16 protein-coding genes are annotated in these 17,650 nt (G+C 62.7%); 10 read left to right on the forward strand and 6 right to left on the reverse strand.

Annotated features, from left to right (window positions below):
- Positions 1-97: 97 nt before the first annotated feature.
- From LOKVESSMR4R_RS10595 to LOKVESSMR4R_RS10605, 3 genes are all read left to right on the forward strand, one after another.
- Positions 98-1,309, forward strand: a complete 1,212-nt coding sequence (locus LOKVESSMR4R_RS10595) for a multidrug effflux MFS transporter (protein ID WP_087208218.1) — start codon at positions 98-100, stop codon at positions 1,307-1,309.
- A 51-nt stretch (positions 1,310-1,360) separates the two neighbouring features.
- A complete protein-coding gene (locus tag LOKVESSMR4R_RS10600) occupies positions 1,361-2,761 on the forward strand; it encodes a helix-turn-helix domain-containing protein (RefSeq protein WP_087208220.1) in 1,401 nt (466 codons plus the stop codon).
- Between the two features lie 190 nt (positions 2,762-2,951).
- The gene (locus tag LOKVESSMR4R_RS10605) at positions 2,952-3,401 is read left to right on the forward strand and encodes a CoxG family protein (RefSeq protein WP_087208223.1); all 450 of its coding nucleotides are present in this window, start codon (positions 2,952-2,954) and stop codon (positions 3,399-3,401) included.
- Here the strand turns inward: LOKVESSMR4R_RS10605 and LOKVESSMR4R_RS10610 are convergent.
- The 5 genes from LOKVESSMR4R_RS10610 to betI form a co-directional block, all read right to left on the reverse strand.
- Positions 3,398-4,042, reverse strand: a complete 645-nt coding sequence (locus LOKVESSMR4R_RS10610) for a thermonuclease family protein (protein WP_087208225.1) — start codon at positions 4,040-4,042, stop codon at positions 3,398-3,400. The two genes, LOKVESSMR4R_RS10605 and LOKVESSMR4R_RS10610, sit on opposite strands and share 4 nt — an antisense overlap.
- Positions 4,043-4,113: 71 nt before the next feature.
- Positions 4,114-5,772: a choline dehydrogenase gene (gene betA, locus LOKVESSMR4R_RS10615; RefSeq protein WP_087208227.1), complete on the reverse strand. Its 1,659-nt coding sequence runs from the start codon at positions 5,770-5,772 to the stop codon at positions 4,114-4,116.
- Positions 5,772-7,223 (reverse strand): betaine-aldehyde dehydrogenase, encoded by a 1,452-nt coding sequence (gene betB / locus LOKVESSMR4R_RS10620; RefSeq protein ID WP_087208229.1) that lies wholly within the window; start codon positions 7,221-7,223, stop codon positions 5,772-5,774. The genes betA and betB overlap by 1 nt, the downstream gene beginning before the upstream one ends.
- 43 nt (positions 7,224-7,266) lie before the next feature.
- Positions 7,267-8,775 (reverse strand): choline-sulfatase, encoded by a 1,509-nt coding sequence (gene betC, locus LOKVESSMR4R_RS10625; RefSeq protein WP_087208231.1) that lies wholly within the window; start codon positions 8,773-8,775, stop codon positions 7,267-7,269.
- Positions 8,772-9,356: a choline-responsive transcriptional repressor BetI gene (gene betI, locus LOKVESSMR4R_RS10630; protein WP_237331764.1), complete on the reverse strand. Its 585-nt coding sequence runs from the start codon at positions 9,354-9,356 to the stop codon at positions 8,772-8,774. The genes betC and betI overlap by 4 nt, the downstream gene beginning before the upstream one ends.
- A gap of 83 nt (positions 9,357-9,439) precedes the next feature.
- On the opposite strand from betI, the gene choX reads away from it, so the two are divergent.
- Genes choX through choV form a run of 3 tightly spaced genes read left to right on the forward strand, consistent with a single transcriptional unit; the run spans position 9,440 to position 12,263 of the window.
- A complete protein-coding gene (gene choX / locus LOKVESSMR4R_RS10635) occupies positions 9,440-10,363 on the forward strand; it encodes a choline ABC transporter substrate-binding protein (protein WP_087208235.1) in 924 nt (307 codons plus the stop codon).
- 53 nt (positions 10,364-10,416) lie between these two features.
- On the forward strand, positions 10,417-11,250 hold the full coding sequence (choW, locus tag LOKVESSMR4R_RS10640; protein WP_087208237.1) for a choline ABC transporter permease subunit: 834 nt from the start codon (positions 10,417-10,419) through the stop codon (positions 11,248-11,250).
- Positions 11,247-12,263, forward strand: coding sequence for a choline ABC transporter ATP-binding protein (gene choV, locus LOKVESSMR4R_RS10645; protein WP_087208239.1), 1,017 nt, complete (start codon positions 11,247-11,249; stop codon positions 12,261-12,263). The genes choW and choV overlap by 4 nt, the downstream gene beginning before the upstream one ends.
- Before the next feature lie 36 nt (positions 12,264-12,299).
- On the opposite strand, the gene LOKVESSMR4R_RS10650 is transcribed toward choV, so the two are convergent.
- The gene (locus tag LOKVESSMR4R_RS10650) at positions 12,300-13,214 is read right to left on the reverse strand and encodes a DMT family transporter (protein ID WP_087208242.1); all 915 of its coding nucleotides are present in this window, start codon (positions 13,212-13,214) and stop codon (positions 12,300-12,302) included.
- Positions 13,215-13,298: 84 nt separating this feature from the next.
- On the opposite strand from LOKVESSMR4R_RS10650, the gene LOKVESSMR4R_RS10655 reads away from it, so the two are divergent.
- From LOKVESSMR4R_RS10655 to LOKVESSMR4R_RS10670, 4 genes are all read left to right on the forward strand, one after another.
- The gene (locus tag LOKVESSMR4R_RS10655; RefSeq protein ID WP_087213044.1) at positions 13,299-14,114 is read left to right on the forward strand and encodes a TIGR00282 family metallophosphoesterase; all 816 of its coding nucleotides are present in this window, start codon (positions 13,299-13,301) and stop codon (positions 14,112-14,114) included.
- Positions 14,111-15,031: a DMT family transporter gene (locus LOKVESSMR4R_RS10660; protein ID WP_087208244.1), complete on the forward strand. Its 921-nt coding sequence runs from the start codon at positions 14,111-14,113 to the stop codon at positions 15,029-15,031. The genes LOKVESSMR4R_RS10655 and LOKVESSMR4R_RS10660 overlap by 4 nt, the downstream gene beginning before the upstream one ends.
- A complete protein-coding gene (locus LOKVESSMR4R_RS10665) occupies positions 15,024-16,805 on the forward strand; it encodes an SLC13 family permease (RefSeq protein WP_087208246.1) in 1,782 nt (593 codons plus the stop codon). The genes LOKVESSMR4R_RS10660 and LOKVESSMR4R_RS10665 overlap by 8 nt, the downstream gene beginning before the upstream one ends.
- Before the next feature lie 72 nt (positions 16,806-16,877).
- A complete protein-coding gene (locus LOKVESSMR4R_RS10670) occupies positions 16,878-17,627 on the forward strand; it encodes a YebC/PmpR family DNA-binding transcriptional regulator (protein ID WP_087208248.1) in 750 nt (249 codons plus the stop codon).
- The last annotated feature ends 23 nt before the right edge of the window (positions 17,628-17,650 follow it).

Below are 17,650 nucleotides of genomic sequence, written 5' to 3' on the forward strand. Positions count from 1 at the left end.
AAATTAGCAAATTACCGCACCTTCGGTTCACCCACGCACAGAGCTTTGGGCTGTCTTGCGCATGGACATCGCGGCCAGCGGGTTCTAACTCATCACCATGACCACATCGCCAGTGATCCGGTTTCTGGACCGGACGACCCCGCCCCATATCCTGACGCTGATCCTGATCACCGGTATTTCGGCGCTGAACATGTCGATTTTTCTGCCCTCGCTGGCGGCGATGACGGCCTATTTCGACACGGAATATGCGGTCATGCAGGTGTCGCTGTCGGGCTATCTGGCGGCAACGGCGGTGCTGCAAATCTTTGTCGGCCCGCTGTCAGACCGGTTCGGGCGGCGGCCGATCCTGCTGGGCTCGCTGACGATCTTCATTCTGGCGACAATCGGCGCGCTGTTTTCCACCACGGTCGAGGCCTTCTTGTTCTTCCGCATCCTGCAAGCGGCGGTCGCCACCTGCATGGTGCTGGGCCGCGCCATCGTGCGCGATATCGTGCCGGATGCGCAGGCCGCCTCGATGATCGGCTATGTGACGATGGGCATGGCGCTGGTGCCGATGGTCGGGCCGATGATCGGCGGCGCGCTGGAACAGGCCTTTGACTGGCACGCGACCTTTGTCTTTCTGGTGCTGGCGGGGATCGGCACGCTGGCGCTGGTCTATGTCGATCTGGGCGAGACTTTGGCCAAAGGCGGCATGGGCTTTCGCGCGCAGGTGCGGTCCTACCCCGAACTGCTGCAATCCCCCCGTTTCTGGGGCTATGTCATGTGCGCGGCCTTCGGATCGGGGGCGTTTTTCGCGCTGCTGGGGGGCGCGTCTTTCGTCGGCACCACGATTTTCGGCCTGTCGCCGGTCTGGAACGGCGTGGCCTTGGGCGCGCCTGCCGTTGGCTATGCTTTGGGCAATTTCCTGTCGGGGCGGTTTTCAGTCCGGCTGGGGATCAACAAGATGGCGCTGATCGGCACCGGCGTCACGATTGCGGGGCTGGGCACCTCGGTCCTGCTGACGCTGGCGGGGATCATCCATCCACTGGTATTTTTCGGCTTTTGCACCTTTCTGGGGCTGGGCAACGGGCTGACCCTGCCCAATGTGATGGCAGGCTCGATTTCCGTGCGCCCGCATCTGGCAGGCACGGCCAGCGGGCTGGGCGGGGCGATCATGATCGGCGGCGGGGCGGCCCTGTCGCAATTCGCAGGCAGCATCCTGACGGTGGATTCGGGCACCCTGCCCTTGCAGATGCTGATGCTGGGCACATCGGTGCTGGCCTTTTTGTCGGTGGTCTTTGTGGTCTGGCGCGAAAACCGGATCGCTTGACGCGCGCTTTGCAGCGGCTAATCATGGGCCGCAAAGTTGCAAAGGTGCGCGATGGCGATCCAGAAACTCTATGCCGGCGCCAAGCTGCGCGAATTGCGCGGTCGGCTGGCGATGACGCAAAAGGCCTTTGCCGATAAGCTTGGCGTGTCGCTGCCCTATCTCAACCAGATGGAAAACAACAACCGCCCCGTTTCCACGGCGGTGGTGCTGGGGCTGGCGCAGGAATTCGGTTTCGACGTGACCGAGCTGCAATCGGGCGACGAGGCGCGCCTTGTCGGTGACCTGCGCGAGGCGCTGGCCGATCCGGTCTTTACCGGCTCCGCCCCCGCGCTGGCCGATCTGCGGCTGGTGGCCGCCAATGCCCCCGCGCTGGCGCGCGCCTTTCTGGACCTGCACCGGGGCTACCGGCAGACCCATGAAAGACTGGCATCGCTGGACGAGGCTTTGGGCCGCGAAGACGCCCGCCTGCGCCCCAGCCCCTGGGAAGAAGTGCGCGATTTCTTTCATTATTGTGACAATTACATCGATGCCGTGGACCGCAGCGCCGAACGGATGGCAGGGCTATGCGCGCCCGATGAGACCATCGCGCAAGCCGCAACCCGCCTGCTGGGAAAGGCGGGGATCAATGTCAGCTACGCGCCCAGCGACACATTGCGCGCCTTCGATCCGGCCACAAAGCTGCTGACGCTCTCCGCTGCGGCGCATCCCGCGACACAGAGCTTTCAGCTCTTGCTGCAACTGGCGCTGGTGACGCAGGGCGCCTTGCTGGATGCGACGCTCGATCTGGCACGGTTCCAATCCGACGAGGCGCGCAGCATCGCCAAGGTCGGTCTGGCGAATTATTTCGCCGGTGCCGCGCTGATGCCCTATCATGCCTTCCTGCTGGCCGCACAAGAGACACGGCATGATCTGGAATTGCTGGCCGCGCGGTTTGGCGCATCGCTGGAACAGGTGGCGCATCGGCTGTCCACGCTGCAACGGCCGGGTGCCAAGGGCATCCCGTTTTTCTTTGTGCGCGTCGATCAGGCCGGCACGATCACCAAACGGCATTCCGCCACCACGCTGCAATTCGCGCGCTTCGGCGGCGCCTGCCCTTTGTGGAACGTGCATCAGGCATTCGAGCTGCCGGGGCAATTCCTGCGCCAACTGGCCGAAACCCCCGATGGTGCGCGCTATTTCTGCCTCGCCCGCGATGTCAGCAAATCGGGCGGATCCTATCACGCCCCCACCCGCCGCTATGCCATCGGGCTGGGCTGCGAAGTGCGCCATGCCGATGCCATCGTCTATGCCGATCACATGGATATCGCAGCGCCTGACGCCTATGCGCCCATCGGGATTTCCTGTCGGATCTGCGAGAGGCGCAATTGCCACCAACGCTCGGTCCCGCCCCTGGAACGGCATCTGCGCGTCGATCCCAACACCCGCGGGCTGCTGCCCTATCAGCTGGATTGACCACGACTTCTTTTTTCCAGAAATACTCCGGGGTGAGCGCCGGACAGCGTCCGGCGCGAGGGGCTGCGCCCCTTTTTGCGGCGCAGCCGCAAACGCTCCGCGGGGGATATTTAGGCTCGGAAGATGCGCAAGAGGGGGATTGCAAATCATGCGATCCCCCCCGAAGATCAGTCCAAAGGGGAGGACCATCATGGAATTATCGGGCAGCCGCGTGATCGCAGCGGATATCGATGCGGTCTGGGCGCATCTGAACAACCCTGACACTTTGCGCGCCTGCATTCCGGGCTGCGAAGAGCTGACGGGATCGCCGCAGGACGGCTTTGCCGCGACCGTCAAGCAAAAGGTCGGCCCGGTCTCGGCCACGTTCAAAGGCGAGGTCACGCTGGAAAACGTGATCCCCGGCCAAAGCTATACGATCGTCGGCGAGGGCAAGGGCGGTGTCGCCGGTTTTGCCAAAGGCAGCGCCGATGTGGTGCTGGTCCCCGTCGAAGGCGGCACCGAGTTGACCTATAACGCCACCGCCAAGGTCGGCGGCAAGCTGGCGCAGCTGGGCAACCGGATCATCGGTGGCTTTGCCAAGAAGATGGCGGATCAGTTTTTCGAGCGGTTTCAGCAGAAAGTCGAAGACCCCGACGCCTAATTGCGCGCGGCGCGCCAGCCTGCGGCGCGGGCCTCGGCCTCGGAACAGAACCAGCGCTCGCCCTGTGCCTCATTGATCACCGTGCGGTCGTAATCGCGGTTGCCGGGGCGGTGATAGATCCGCCCATTGCCCGAGATGTTGCCCTTGATATTGCAGGCCGGATCAGGGGCTGCGGGGGCGATGCTGCGGCTGGCGCGATAGGTTTCGGGGTCTTGCATCACGCTGGCCCAAAGCCCGCGCCCGGCCACGGCGGCGGCTTTTTCATCAAGATCATAGCGCATCGTATAGCGCCGATAGGCCACGGCCCAGCCTGCGGCCACGATCACCTGCCCGATATCCGCACCGCCCACATCGCAGGTCGCGACCTGTCTGCCATAGCGGTCGATATCGCGCGTGATGCAGCGGGCATATTGCCCCTCGAAACGCGCGCGCACCAGATCAGCCGCCCAGCGCCCGCAATCGATACTTTGCCCGTCCAGCAGGCAAGGCTGCCCCATTTCGGGCGCATCCAGCCCGTAAAGCCGCACCCGCGCGCCGCCGATATCCACCGTATCCGCATCAATCACCCGCAGCGTTCCGCTGGGGTCGGCATGGGCGGGAAAGGCCGCAATGAGGCCAAGCAGGATCAAAGCTTTCAACATGCCCCGACCTAGCGGCGCGGAGCGGTTGAAGGCAATGGATTTTGTTAACGAAGGTTAATAATTCGTTAACATCACCTTTGATTGTTCTGCCAATCGGGGTGAATCCAAGGCTGGTCATTGGCGGGCGGCAGCGGATTGCGCTGCAAGATATGATCCGCCGCCTTTTCGCCGACCATGATCGAGGGCGCATTGAGGTTGCCATTGGTGATGCGCGGAAAGATCGAACTATCCGCCACGCGCAGCCCCTGCACGCCGATCACGCGGGTTTGCGGGTCGACCACGGCCATCGGATCATCAAGCGCCCCCATCTTGCAGGTGCCGCAGGGATGATAGGCGCTTTCGGCATGATCGCGGATGAAAGCGTCAAGATCCGCGTCGGTCTGGGCGGCGTCACCGGGCTGGATTTCATGGCCGCGATAGGCGTCAAAGGCAGGCTGGGCGAAAATCTCGCGCGTCAGGCGGATGCATTGGCGGAAATCGATCCAATCCTGCGGGTCGGACATATAGTTGAACTGGATCCGCGGATTGTCGTCGGGATTGGCAGACCGCAGCGTAACTTGCCCGCGTGATGCCGACCGCATCGGCCCGACATGGGCCTGAAACCCGTGGCCCTCTGGCGCGACCTTGCCATCGTAGCTGACCGCGATGGGCAGGAAATGGAACTGGATATCGGGGTAATCGACGCCCGCACGCGACCGGATGAACCCCGCGCTTTCAAACTGGTTGGATGACCCAAGGCCGGTTTTCCAAAGCAGCCATTCCGCCCCGATCCGCGCCTTGCCGCGCAGGTTCCAATAGGCGAACAGCGTGACAGGCTTGGTGGCGGCCTGCTGGATATAAAGCTCTAGATGGTCTTGCAGGTTCTGGCCCACGCCGGGGCGGTCGGCGACGACGGGGATGCCATGTTCGGCCAGATGCGCGGCAGGGCCAATGCCTGACAGCATCAGCAATTTGGGCGAATTGAGCGGCGAGGCGGCGATGATCACCTCGACATTGGCGCGAATGACCTCGATCTTTTTGCCGCGCGATACCTCGACGCCCACGGCGCGGCCGTTCTCGATCACGATGCGGCGGGCAAAGGCGCGGGTCAGCGTGCAATTGGGCCGCGTCAGCGCGGGCCGCAGATAGGCGCTGGCGGCGGACCAGCGGTGGCCTTTGTAGATCGTGGCGTCAAAGGGGCCGAAGCCTTCTTGTTGTTCGCCGTTGTAATCAGGCGTGATGGGATAGCCCGCCTGTCGCCCCGCGTCGACAAAGGCGCGGGTCAGCGGGTTTTTGCGCGGCCCACGGGTGATATGCAACGGGCCATCCTTGCCGCGCCAATCGGGGTCGCCGCCATGGCCGCCATCGTGCCAATGTTCCATCCGTTTGAAATAGGGCAGCACATCGGCATAGGACCAACCCTGCGCGCCAGTGTCAGCCCAATGGTCAAAATCGCGGGCATGGCCGCGCACATAGATCATCCCGTTGATCGAGGATGACCCGCCGATCACCTTGCCGCGCGGTGTCACCAATTGCCGCCCGCCCAAGTGTGGCTCGGGGTCCGATTTCAGCCCCCAATCATACATCTTCATATTCATCGGATAGGACAAGGCCGCAGGCATCTGGATGAAGGGGCCGCGATCCGACCCGCCATGTTCGATGACCAGCACGTTTTTGCCCGCCTCGGCCAGACGGTAGGCGATGGCGCAACCGGCAGAGCCCGCACCGACGATGACATAATCAGCCTGCATCAGAAAGGTGCCTCGCATCGGTCCATGCGGACGAAGACGCTTTTGATCTGGCTATAATGGTCGATCGCCGCCTTGGAATTTTCGCGCCCCACGCCGGATAGTTTCATACCGCCGAAAGGGGCCTCGACCGGTGCGTCATTATAGGTGTTGATATAGCAGGTGCCGGCCTGAAACCCTGCTGCCATGCGGTGCGCGCGGGCGAGGTCAGCGGTGAACACGCCTGCCGCCAGCCCGTAGGGCGTGTCATTGGCGCGGCGCAGCGCCTCAGCCTCGGTGTCGAAATCGAGCACGGACATGACGGGGCCAAAGATTTCCTCGCGCGCGATGGTCATGTCGTCTGTGACATCGGCAAAAACCGTGGGGGCCAGGAAAAAGCCCGCCATATCGGGCCGCGTGCCGCCGGTGACCAGACGCGCGCCTTCGGCCTGCCCCTTGGCGATGAAACCTTCGACGATATCGCGTTGGGCTGCGCTGACCATGGGGCCGTAATGCGTCGCGGGGTCTTGGGGGTCGCCCATGACCACGGCTTGCAGACGGTCGGTCAGCCGGGCGAGAAACGCGTCCTTGATCCCTTTTTGCACGAAAACCCGCGTGCCGTTGGAGCAGACCTGCCCCGCCGAATAGAAATTCCCCAGGATCGCGCCAGAGACCGCGGCCTCCAGATCGGCATCATCGAAAATGACAAGCGGCGATTTGCCCCCCAGTTCCATCGTGACATGGCGCAGGCCTTCGGCGGCGGCGGCATAGACCTTGCGGCCCGTGGCGACGGATCCGGTCAGTGACACCTTGTCCACCCGCGGATCCGTGACCAGCGCAGCCCCGACGGCCCCATATCCCTGCACCACATTGTAAAGACCTGCCGGCGCGCCCGCCTCGGTCAGGATTTCGGCGATTTTCAGCGCGCAAAGCGGGGTGGTTTCGGAAGGTTTGAAGACCAGAGCATTGCCGCAGGCCAGCGCGGGCGCGCCTTTCCAGCAGGCGATCTGCGTCGGATAATTCCATGCGCCGATGCCCACGCAAACGCCCAAAGGTTCGCGGCGGGTATAGACGAAATTTTCACCCAATGGGATGTGTTCGCCCGTGATGCTGCCCGCCAGCCCGCCGAAATATTCGAACGCATCGGCGCCGGATGTGGCATCGGCGACGGATGTTTCCTGATAGGGTTTGCCGGTGTCATAGGTTTCCAGCACCGACAGGTCATGGTTGCGTTCGCGCATGATATCGGCGGCACGGCGCAGCACGCGGCCGCGCTGCGTGCCGGTCCAGCCTGCCCATTCCTTTTGCGCGCGTTTGGCGGCATTCAGTGCCTGATCCACGATGGCGGGCGTCGCGGCATGCAGCCTGGCGATGACCTTGCCGGTATAGGGATAGATGACCTCGATCAGGTCACCTGCTGTGTCCTCGACATAGGCCCCGTCGATGTAATGGCTGGCGATAGGTTGGATATTCATGACTTTTATGCCTCCGGCGGGGATATTTTTACTCGGAAGAGGATCATTCACCGCGCGGAAAGCGCTGGTTTTCTTCGAGTATGTTGAGGTCCATATGGTTGCGCATGTAGCGTTCGGATGCCTTTTGCAGCGGCTGGTAATCCCAGGGGTAATAGCTGCCGTTGCGCAAAGCCTGATAGACGACCCAGCGGCAGGCCTGGCTTTGGCGCACATCGGCGTCAAAACGCGCAAGATCCCAACGGGCGTCGGCCTTGGCGCGCAATTGCGTTAGCGTGCCTTGATGGGCGGGGTTTTCCGCCAGATTGGTCAGTTCCTGCGGGTCTGCGTCCATGTCGAACAGCTGGTCAGGGTCCAGCGTGCAGCGATTGTATTTCCATTTGCCATAGCGCAGGCTGACCAGCGGGGCCTGTGACGCTTCGGCGGCATATTCCATGACGACGGGGGTGTCGCGGGTGCCGCCCTGGCCCAAGGGCACAAGGCTTTCGCCGCTGGTCCATGGCATGACCTCGGACATGTCCACACCTGCCAGATCGCAGAGCGTCGGGGTCACGTCGATCGTGCTGACGGGGACTTTATGCAGGCCGGGTGCCATCGCCGGGCTTGCGATCATCAGCGGCACGCGGGATGACCCGTCATAGAAACACATCTTGAACCAGAGACCCCGTTCCCCCAGCATATCGCCATGGTCCGAGACGAAGAGGATCGTGGCCTCTTGGCGCGTGTCGTCCAGCACTTGCAGGATGTCGCCGATCTTGTCGTCCAGATAGCTGATATTGGCGAAATAGGCGCGGCGCGACCGGCGGATGTCGTCATCACTGATGGTGAAATTGTCGCGGTCATTGGCATCCAGAATGCGCTGGCTATGCGGGTCCTGATCGGCGTAAGCGATCGGGCCTGTCTCCGGCATCAGATGGGCGCAGTCTTCGTAGAGATCCCAGTATTTGCGCCGTGCCACATAGGGATCATGCGGATGGGTGAAACTGACCGTCAGGCACCAGGGCCGCGCGTCATGGCCGCGCGCGAGGTCATAGAGTTTCGCCGTCGCGTGATAGGCGACCTCGTCGTCATATTCCATCTGGTTGGTGATCTCGGCCACGCCAGAGCCGGTGACGGACCCCATATTGTGATACCACCAATCGATCCGTTCACCCGGTTTGCGATAGTCCGGTGTCCAGCCGAAATCGGCGGGGTAGATATCGGTGGTCAGCCGTTCCTCGAAGCCGTGCATCTGGTCGGGGCCGACGAAATGCATCTTGCCCGCAAGGCAGGTCTGATAGCCCGCGCGCCGCAGGTGATGCGCATAGGTGGGAATGCTGGAGGCGAATTCGGCCGCATTGTCATAGACCCCATTGCGCGACGGCAATTGCCCCGACATGAAGGCCGCCCGCGCCGGTGCGCAAAGCGGCGAGGCCGTATAGGCATTGGCAAACCGGGTAGAACGCGCCGCCAGCGATTTGAGGTTGGGCGCATGCAGCCAATCCGCGGGCCCATCGGGGAACAGCGTGCCGTTCAGCTGGTCGACCATGATGATCAGGATATTGGGCCTTGTCATTGCGTGATGTCTTTCAATTCCATCGCCAGCAGCGCCAGCACCTGTTCGGTGGCATCCGCAGGCACCGCCCGCCCGCGCGCCAGCCCCTGGCGCAGATAGGACCCGTCGATCAGCCCCGCGATACGGGCGGCGGCGTTTTCGGCGCGATCCCCGATCAGGGGGCGCAAATCATGCACCAGATTGCTGTGCAGCCGGCGCTGGTAGATCCGCAACAGGCGGTTGGCATCCTCGGATGTCTGGGCAAGGACGTAGAAATTCAGCCAGGCCGCGATCACATCGGTCTGGAAATTGGTGGAACTGAACCCCGCGCGGATCACCGCCTCGACCCTTGCGCGCGGTGCTTTTGCGCAGCGCAGCGCGGCGCGGACCTCGGCCCCATAGGCGCGCAGGACATGGCGCATCGCCGCCAGAAAGATCTGTTCCTTGCCGCCGAAATAATGATGCGCCAGCGCCGATGACATGCCTGCCCTTTTGGCAATGGCGCTGACCGTCACATCAAGGTTGCCCACAGCGCCGATTTCGTCAATCGTGGCCTGCATCAGGGCAGCGCGGCGGATCGGTTCCATTCCTAGCTTGGGCATGTGATCCTCTTTACGGTTGCACCAGACACCTAATTCGTTCTTTATTGACTCGTCAATCAAGAAAAACCACAGGGAGTAAAACCATGAAGCTGAAAACAAGCCTGTCGGCCCTTGCGATCTTTGCCGCAATGCCCGCCTTTGCCGAATGCGATCTTGTGACCTTTTCCGATGTCGGCTGGACCGACATCACCGCCACCACCGCCGCCACAAGCGTCGTGCTAGAGGCGCTGGGTTACGCGACCGAAACCAAGATCCTGTCCGTGCCCGTGACCTATATCTCGCTGGCCGAAGGTGATGTTGACGTGTTCCTGGGCAATTGGATGCCCACGATGGAGGCCGATATCGCCCCCTATCGCGAGGCGGGCACAGTTGACACCGTGCGCACCAATCTGACCGGCGCGAAATACACGCTGGCCGTCAATCGCGCCGCCGCCGATCTGGGGATCGACAGTTTCGACGACATCGCCGCCAATGCCGATGCCTTGGGCAACCGCATTTACGGGATCGAGCCGGGCAATGATGGCAACCGCCTGATCATCGACATGATCGCGGCGGATGCCTTTGGCCTGTCGGGGTTCGAAGTGCTGGAAAGCTCTGAACAGGGGATGCTGGCGCAGGTGGACCGTGCGTCCAGCCGGTCTGAACCCATCGTATTCCTTGGCTGGGAACCGCATCCGATGAACGCCAATTTCGATATGGAATATCTCGAAGGCGGCGATGATTGGTTCGGCCCGGACCTTGGCGGTGCGACGGTCGCGACCAATACGCGTGCGGGCTATGTCGAAAGCTGCCCCAATGTGGGCCAGTTCCTGCAGAACCTGGAATTCACGCTGGCCATGGAAAACGAGATCATGGGCGCGATCCTGAATGACGGGGCCGATCCTGCGGCCGCCGCCTCTGCATGGCTGACCGCCAACCCCGCGATCCTGTCGGGCTGGCTGGACGGTGTCACAACCCGTGACGGCGGCGATGCGATGGACGCCGTGAACGCCGCACTCGGCCTTTGATCTGACAGGTGAGGCCCGCATCAGGGCCTCACCCCCAAGCCGCAGGAGGCCGCGTGGACTGGCTGACCGACAACAAAATCCCGATAGGGCCTTGGGCGAAATCCGTCTTTGACTGGCTGAACCGGAACCTTGGTTTCGTCTTTGACTGGATCGCCGAGGCGATGGAAGGGCTGATCGATTCCATCCTCTGGGCGCTGGAAACTCCGCATCCTTTCGTTGTGGTCGCGATTTTCGCCGCCCTGACATGGGTCTTGCAGCGCAGCTGGAAAACCACGCTGCTGATCGTGCTGGGCTTTTTCTTCATCCTTAACCAGGGCTATTGGCGCGAAACCATGCAATCGCTAACGCTGGTCCTGTCGGCCTGTGTCGTCTGCATGGGGATCGGCGTGCCCATCGGCATTGCCGCCGCCCACCGCCCGCGCCTTTACCGCGCGATGGTGCCGGTGCTGGACCTGATGCAGACGCTGCCAACCTTTGTCTATCTGATCCCGGCCATCGTCTTTTTCGGCATCGGCATGGTGCCCGGCCTGATCGCGACGGTCATCTTCGTGCTGCCCGCGCCGATCCGGCTGACCTATCTCGGCGTGGCCTCGACACCCACCGCCTTGCTCGAGGCCGCGCAGGCCTTTGGCGCGACCAAGCGTCAGGTCCTGTTCAAGGTCGAACTGCCCTCGGCCCTGCCGCAGATCATGGCGGGGCTGAACCAGACGATCATGCTGTCGCTGTCGATGGTGGTCATCGCCGCCCTTGTGGGTGCCAGCGGGCTGGGCGTGCCGGTGATCCGGGCGCTGAATTCGGTGAATACATCGCTGGGGTTTGAATCGGGCTTTGTCATCGTCGTGGTGGCGATCATGCTGGACCGGATGTTGCGGGTGAAACAGAAATGAATGCCGTTGAATTCGACAATGTCAGCATCGTCTTTGGCGCGCGGCCCCAAACCGCCCTGCCCCTGATGGACCAAGGGCTGCACCGGGCCGAGATCATGGAAAGCACCGATCAGGTGCTGGGGGTGCATGATTGCTCGCTTAGCGTCGCCCAGGGTGAAATCCTCGTGCTGATGGGGCTGTCGGGCTCCGGCAAATCAACGCTGCTGCGCGCGGTCAACGGGCTGAACCCGGTGGTGCGCGGCGCGGTGCGGGTCAATGACGGCGATCACAGCTATGACGTCACCCATTGCAGCGCGCATGACCTGCGACGCCTGCGGCAGAAATCGGTGTCGATGGTGTTCCAGCAATTCGGCCTGCTGCCATGGCGGAGCGTGCGCGACAATGTGGGTCTGGGGCTGGAACTGGCGGGGCTGGACAAGGGCAAATTACAGGCCCGCGTCGATCAGGAACTGGCGATGGTGGGCCTTTCCGAACGCGCGAATGCGCTGGTGGGCGAGCTTTCGGGCGGCATGCAACAACGCGTGGGGCTGGCGCGCGCCTTTGCCACCGATGCGCCGATCCTGCTGATGGACGAACCCTTTTCAGCGCTCGACCCGCTGATCCGCACCAAGCTGCAAGACGAATTGCTTGATCTGCAAAAACAGCGCGGGCGCACGATCATCTTTGTCAGCCATGATCTGGACGAGGCCTTCAAGATCGGCAATCGCATCGCCATCATGGAAGGCGGCCGGATCGTGCAATGCGGCACGCCGCGCGATATCTATACCAACCCCGCCAATGGCTATGTCGCGGATTTCGTGGCGCATATGAACCCGCTGGGCGTGCTGACCGCGCGCGACGTGATGATCGCAGGCCCCAGCGACGGGGCGCTGATCGACGTGGACCTGCCGGTGCAGGCCATCTTGCAACAGATCGGCACGGGGTCACTGCAAGTCATGGAAAACGGCCGCGCCATCGGGCAGATCACGCAAAGCTCGCTCATCACGCGGCTCGCCCCCGCATCTTCCGAGTAAAAATATCCCCGCCGGAGGCGCGCCGGCAGGCGCTCTTTACACTTTGGTCTGGGTGACCACGGGTGTGACCTGCCTGCGCGCTACCGCCTCGCGCCAGGTGATGAAACTGACCGAGCCCATGATCACCACCCCGCCCAAGACAACCCAACCATCCACCGGCTCGCCGAACATGACCGCACCCAGAACCACGGCCCAGACCAATTGCAAAAACGTCACCGGCTGGGTGACGGTCAGCGGCGCTGCGGCAAAGGCCAGCGTCATCGTGTAATGCCCCGCCGTGGCAAAAGCGGCGACCAGAAACAGCCAGCCCAGCTGCGCAAGCGTCGGCGTGACCCAGACGGCATAGGCGAAAGGGGCCAGCCCGATGGTGACCGTGATCGACAACATGCCAACAACCACCGCAGCCGAAACCTCGCCCGACAGGCGCTTGGCCAAAAGATAACCCACCGCGAATAAAACAGCCGTGCCCAGCATCGCGATATGGCCGCTTTCCACCGCCTTCACACCGGGGCGCAGGATGATCACAGCGCCCACCAGCGCCAGCAGCACCGCGATCAGGCGGCGGGGTGGCAATTTCTCACCCAGAAACAGCGCCGCCCCGATCGAGACATAGACCGGCGAGAGGTAATTCATCGCCGTCACCTCTGCGAGGGGGATGCGCGTCATGGCGTAGAACCACAAGATCACCGCCAAAGCATGCACCACGCCCCTGATCCCGAACATCTTCATCTGGCGCGCCGTCAGCCGCGCCGCAAGGATCGGGCGGATCATCGGCAGCAAAAAGACCAGCCCCAGCACATAGCGCAAAAACGCAGCCTGCGCGGCAGGCACATCATCGCCCACATGTTTGACGATGGCGGTGACGGCCACGAACATCAGGCCGGTCAGCACCATCCACAAAACACCCGCGACAGGGTTCGGCGCAGCGCGCGCTGGTTGCAAATCACTCATGCCTTTGGGTCGCACCAAAAAACGCCGGATGCCAGCGACATTTTCGCACTGGCACCGGCGGCGATCCGCGCTTACCAACGGGGCATGAAGATACTTTTCCTCGGCGATGTCATGGGCCGGTCAGGCCGGACCGCGATCACCACCCAGCTGCCACGGTTGCGCGCCGAATGGCGGCTCGATTTCGTCGTGGTCAATGGCGAGAATGCGACATCCGGCATGGGCCTGTCCGCGCCCCATGCCAAATTGCTGCTGGATGCCGGGGCCGATGTCATCACGCTGGGCGATCATGCTTTCGATCAAAAGGACATGCTGACCTTTGCCGCCAGCGAGCCGCGCATCATCCGGCCGCTGAACTTTTCCAAAGCCGCCCCCGGCGTCGGCGCGCGGGTCTTCAACGCCACCAATGGGCGCAAGGTGCTGGTGGCGCAGGCCTTGGGTCAGGTGTTCATGAAACGGCCCTTTGACGATCCGTTTTCAGCGCTGGATGCGGTGCTGCGGCAATATCCGATGGGCGGGCAGGTGCAGGCCAGCCTGATCGATGTGCATTGCGAGGCGACATCGGAAAAGATGGCGCTGGGCCATTTCTGCGACGGGCGCGCCAGTATCGTGGTCGGCACCCATACCCATGTGCCCACCGGCGATGCGATGATCCTGGGCGGCGGCACCGCTTACCAGACCGATGCGGGCATGTGCGGCGATTACAATTCGGTCATCGGCATGGACAAGGCCGAACCCCTGCGCCGCTTTATCACCGGCATGCCCAAGGACCGGTTCACCCCTGCGGAATCCGAGGCGACATTGTCAGGCCTCTATGTCGAAACCGACGACCGCAGCGGCAAAGCTGTCCGCGTCGTGATGGTCCGCCAAGGCGGCAGGCTTGCACAAAGCGGGCCTGCATGAACCGCGATCACGGGCTGCTGACGCTGGCGCTGGTGGCTCTTGGGGCGGGATGGGGGCTGACCCAACCGCTGACCAAGATTACCGTCACCGGCGGCTATGAACCCTTTGGGATGATCTTTTGGCAGATGCTGATCGGCATGTTGCTGCTTGGGGCATGGCGCTGGCGGCGGCTGGGGCACTTGCCTGTTACGCCGCGCAGGCTGGCGTTCTGGCTGATGATCGCGACGCTGGGCACGCTGATCCCCAATGCGGCCAGCTATCGCGCGGCCTTTCATCTGCCCGCAGGGGTGATGTCCATCGTGATCTCGACCATCCCGCTGATCGCCTTTCCGATGGCGCTGGCACTGGGCAATGACCGGTTTTCTTGGCGGCGCATGGCGGGGCTGGCTTTGGGGCTGATCGGTGTCGCCCTGATCGCCCTGCCCGAGGCCAGCCTGCCCGAGCGCGCCATGGTCGTCTTTCTGCCCTTGGCACTGATCGCGCCGTTTTGTTATGCGCTTGAAGGCAATATCGTCGCCAGATGGGGCACGGCGGGGCTTGATCCGGTGCAGGTGCTGTTTGGCGCCTCGGCGGTTGGCGTGGTGATCGCGCTGCCCTTGGCGCTGGCCACCGACCAGTTGCGCGTGCCGACCGCGCCCTTCATGCTGGCGGATATGACAATGCTGCTGGGGGCCATCATCCATGTCGTGGTCTATACCGGCTATATCTGGCTGGTCGGGCGCGGCGGGGCGGTTTTTGCCGGGCAGATCAGCTATCTTGTGACGGGATTCGGAGTGATCTGGGCGATGCTGCTGTTGCGCGAACATTATAGCTTGTGGGTCTGGGCCGCCCTGGCAGCGATGCTGGTGGGGCTGACATTGGTGCGCCCACGTCTTGCCGAAGCGCCCGTGACAGCCAAGGCTTTGGCCCATGAATGACCTGATCGCGCTGTCCCAGACCCAAGCGGCTTGGCTGACCCTGGCGGTGGTTCTGGGCATGTTCGTGCTGTTCTTGCGCGAAACCTATCCGACCGAGGTCGTCGCGATGTTCGGCGTGTCGATCCTGCTGGTCGCAGGCGTTCTGCCTTATCAGGCCGCGGTCGCGGCGTTTTCGAACCCCGCGCCCTGGACGATTGCGGCGATGTTCATCATCGTGGGGGCCCTGGTGCGCACCGGCGCGCTGGATGCGATGACGCGGCTGGCCGAACGGCAGGCCAAGGTCAGCCCCGCGCGCGCCATCGGGGGTGGTTTGCTTTTCGTGGCACTGGCCAGCGCGATCATGAACAACACGCCGCTGGTCGTGGTGATGATCCCGGTCTTTATCCAGCTGTCGCGGTCCTTGGGGGTGGCGGCCTCCAAATTACTGATCCCGCTCAGCTATGCCGCCATCGTGGGCGGCACGCTGACGCTGATCGGGACCTCGACGAACCTGTTGGTGGACGGGGTGGCGCGGGCCTCGGGGATGGAACCTTTCGGGATCCTTGAAATCATGCCCGTCGGTCTGGTCGTGGTGGGCTGGACCTTTACCTATATGTATTTCATGGGGCCGCGGCTATTGCCCGACCGGCATAGCATGGCCAGCATGCTGTCGGACCGGTCCAAGAAAAAGTTCTTTTCCGAAGCGGTGATCCCCCCCGACAGCAACCTGATCGGCCGCGAGGTCACCGGCGTGCAATTGTTCAAACGCGACGGCGTGCGCCTGATCGATGTGGTGCGGGGCGATCTGTCGCTGCGGCGTGATCTGGCGAATGTGACCTTGCAGCTGGGTGACCGCGTGATCCTGCGCACCGAAATGACCGAGCTTTTGTCGCTACAGGCCAATAAGGAATTGCGCCGCGTCGATCAGGTCTCGGCGGTGGAAACCACCACGGTCGAGGTGCTGATCACCCCCAATTGCAAAATGGCCGACCGCCGTCTTGGGGCGCTGCGGCTGCGGCGGCGCTATGCGGTCTATCCGCTGGCGGTGCATCGGCGCGATGCCAATATCAGCCAGCAGATCGACGATATGGTGGTGCGCGTGGGCGATACTTTGCTGCTCGAAGGCGCGCCCGCCGATATCGCGCGTCTGGCCGAGGATATGAACCTTGGCGATGTCTCTGCCCCGTCGCAGCGCGCCTATCGGCGGGGGCATGCGCCGATTGCTGTTGCCGTGCTGCTGGCCATTGTCGGGCTGGCCGCGCTGAATATCGCCCCGATCCTGATGCTGGCGATGATCGGCGTGACAATCGTGCTGGTCACCGGCTGCATCGACGCGGACGAGGCTTTTTCCTTCATCGAGGGCCGCTTGCTGGCCTTGATCTTTGCCATGCTGGGGATCGGATCGGCGCTGTCATCCTCGGGGGCGGTGGCGATGATCGCGGGGGCGGCCGCACCCTATATGATGGCGCTGCCACCGTTTCTGGTGGTGCTGGCGGTCTATGCGCTGGCCAGCACGTTGACCGAGATGGTGTCGAACAATGCCGTGGCCGTGGTGATGACCCCGATCGCCATCGGGCTGGCCACGGCTTTGGGTGTCGACCCGCGCCCGCTGGTCGTGGCCGTGATGATCGCGGCCAGCGCCAGTTTCGCCACCCCCATCGGCTATCAGACCAATACGCTGGTTTTCGGGCCGGGCGGGTATAGGTTCACGGATTTCCTGCGTTTCGGCATTCCGCTCAATGTCACGCTGGCGCCTGTCGTGTCCTTTGTCATCCCGCTGATCTGGCCTTTGTGAGCGGGCTTGCCCCTGCCGGTGCGCTTGCCCTATAGAGACCGGATTGACACCTGACATGACAAGAGGTTTCCGATGGCGGGCCATTCCAAATGGGCGAATATCCAGCACCGCAAGGGCCGGCAGGACAAGCTGCGCTCTAAATTGTTTTCCAAGCTGGCCAAGGAAATCACCGTCGCCGCCAAGATGGGCGACCCTGATCCCGAGAAGAACCCGCGCCTGCGGCTGGCGGTGAAAGAGGCAAAGTCGAACTCTTGCCCCAAGGATGTGATCGACCGCGCGATCAAGAAATCGCAAGGCGGCGATGCGGAAAATTACGATGAAATCCGCTATGAAGGGTATGGGCCGGGCGGTATTGCCGTGATCGTCGAAGCGATGACCGATAACCGCAATCGCACCGCATCGACCGTGCGCTCCACCTTTACCAAGAACGGCGGCAATCTGGGCGAGACCGGGTCTGTCGCCTTCATGTTCGACCGGATGGGCGAGATTGTTTACCCCGCATCCGTGGCCGATGCCGATACGGTGATGATGGCCGCCATCGAGGCCGGTGCCGAGGATGTGCAAAGCGACGCGGATAACCACGTCATCTATTGCGCCGATACCGATCTGGCCGAAGTGTCGCATGCGCTGGAACCCGCCTTGGGCGAATCGATTTCGACCAAGCTGATCTGGAAGCCCAATATGACCACCGAGGTTGATGCCGAAGGGCTGACCAAGCTGATGAAATTGCTGGATACGCTCGAAGATGACGATGACGTGCAGCGCGTCACCGCGAATTTCGAAGCCTCTGATGCGGTGATGGCAGCGTTTTCGGAGAGCTGAGGGTCAAAGGACTTTGAGGCCTC

The sequence above is a fragment of the Yoonia vestfoldensis genome (assembly GCF_002158905.1).
GTDB lineage: Bacteria > Pseudomonadota > Alphaproteobacteria > Rhodobacterales > Rhodobacteraceae > Yoonia > Yoonia vestfoldensis_B.

What these genes read in the sequence shown, in the direction of transcription:
- LOKVESSMR4R_RS10610 (WP_087208225.1), bottom strand. Translation starts at nt 4,042, where the DNA reads ATGTTGAAAGCTTTGATCCTGCTTGGCCTCATTGCGGCCTTTCCCGCC.
- LOKVESSMR4R_RS10600 (WP_087208220.1), top strand. Translation starts at nt 1,361, where the DNA reads ATGGCGATCCAGAAACTCTATGCCGGCGCCAAGCTGCGCGAATTGCGC.
- LOKVESSMR4R_RS10650 (WP_087208242.1), bottom strand. Translation starts at nt 13,214, where the DNA reads ATGAGTGATTTGCAACCAGCGCGCGCTGCGCCGAACCCTGTCGCGGGT.
- betA (WP_087208227.1), bottom strand. Translation starts at nt 5,772, where the DNA reads ATGCAGGCTGATTATGTCATCGTCGGTGCGGGCTCTGCCGGTTGCGCC.
- LOKVESSMR4R_RS10655 (WP_087213044.1), top strand. Translation starts at nt 13,299, where the DNA reads ATGAAGATACTTTTCCTCGGCGATGTCATGGGCCGGTCAGGCCGGACC.
- LOKVESSMR4R_RS10670 (WP_087208248.1), top strand. Translation starts at nt 16,878, where the DNA reads ATGGCGGGCCATTCCAAATGGGCGAATATCCAGCACCGCAAGGGCCGG.
- LOKVESSMR4R_RS10605 (WP_087208223.1), top strand. Translation starts at nt 2,952, where the DNA reads ATGGAATTATCGGGCAGCCGCGTGATCGCAGCGGATATCGATGCGGTC.
- LOKVESSMR4R_RS10660 (WP_087208244.1), top strand. Translation starts at nt 14,111, where the DNA reads ATGAACCGCGATCACGGGCTGCTGACGCTGGCGCTGGTGGCTCTTGGG.
- betB (WP_087208229.1), bottom strand. Translation starts at nt 7,223, where the DNA reads ATGAATATCCAACCTATCGCCAGCCATTACATCGACGGGGCCTATGTC.
- choX (WP_087208235.1), top strand. Translation starts at nt 9,440, where the DNA reads ATGAAGCTGAAAACAAGCCTGTCGGCCCTTGCGATCTTTGCCGCAATG.
- LOKVESSMR4R_RS10665 (WP_087208246.1), top strand. Translation starts at nt 15,024, where the DNA reads ATGAATGACCTGATCGCGCTGTCCCAGACCCAAGCGGCTTGGCTGACC.
- choV (WP_087208239.1), top strand. Translation starts at nt 11,247, where the DNA reads ATGAATGCCGTTGAATTCGACAATGTCAGCATCGTCTTTGGCGCGCGG.
- betC (WP_087208231.1), bottom strand. Translation starts at nt 8,775, where the DNA reads ATGACAAGGCCCAATATCCTGATCATCATGGTCGACCAGCTGAACGGC.
- LOKVESSMR4R_RS10595 (WP_087208218.1), top strand. Translation starts at nt 98, where the DNA reads ATGACCACATCGCCAGTGATCCGGTTTCTGGACCGGACGACCCCGCCC.
- betI (WP_237331764.1), bottom strand. Translation starts at nt 9,356, where the DNA reads ATGCCCAAGCTAGGAATGGAACCGATCCGCCGCGCTGCCCTGATGCAG.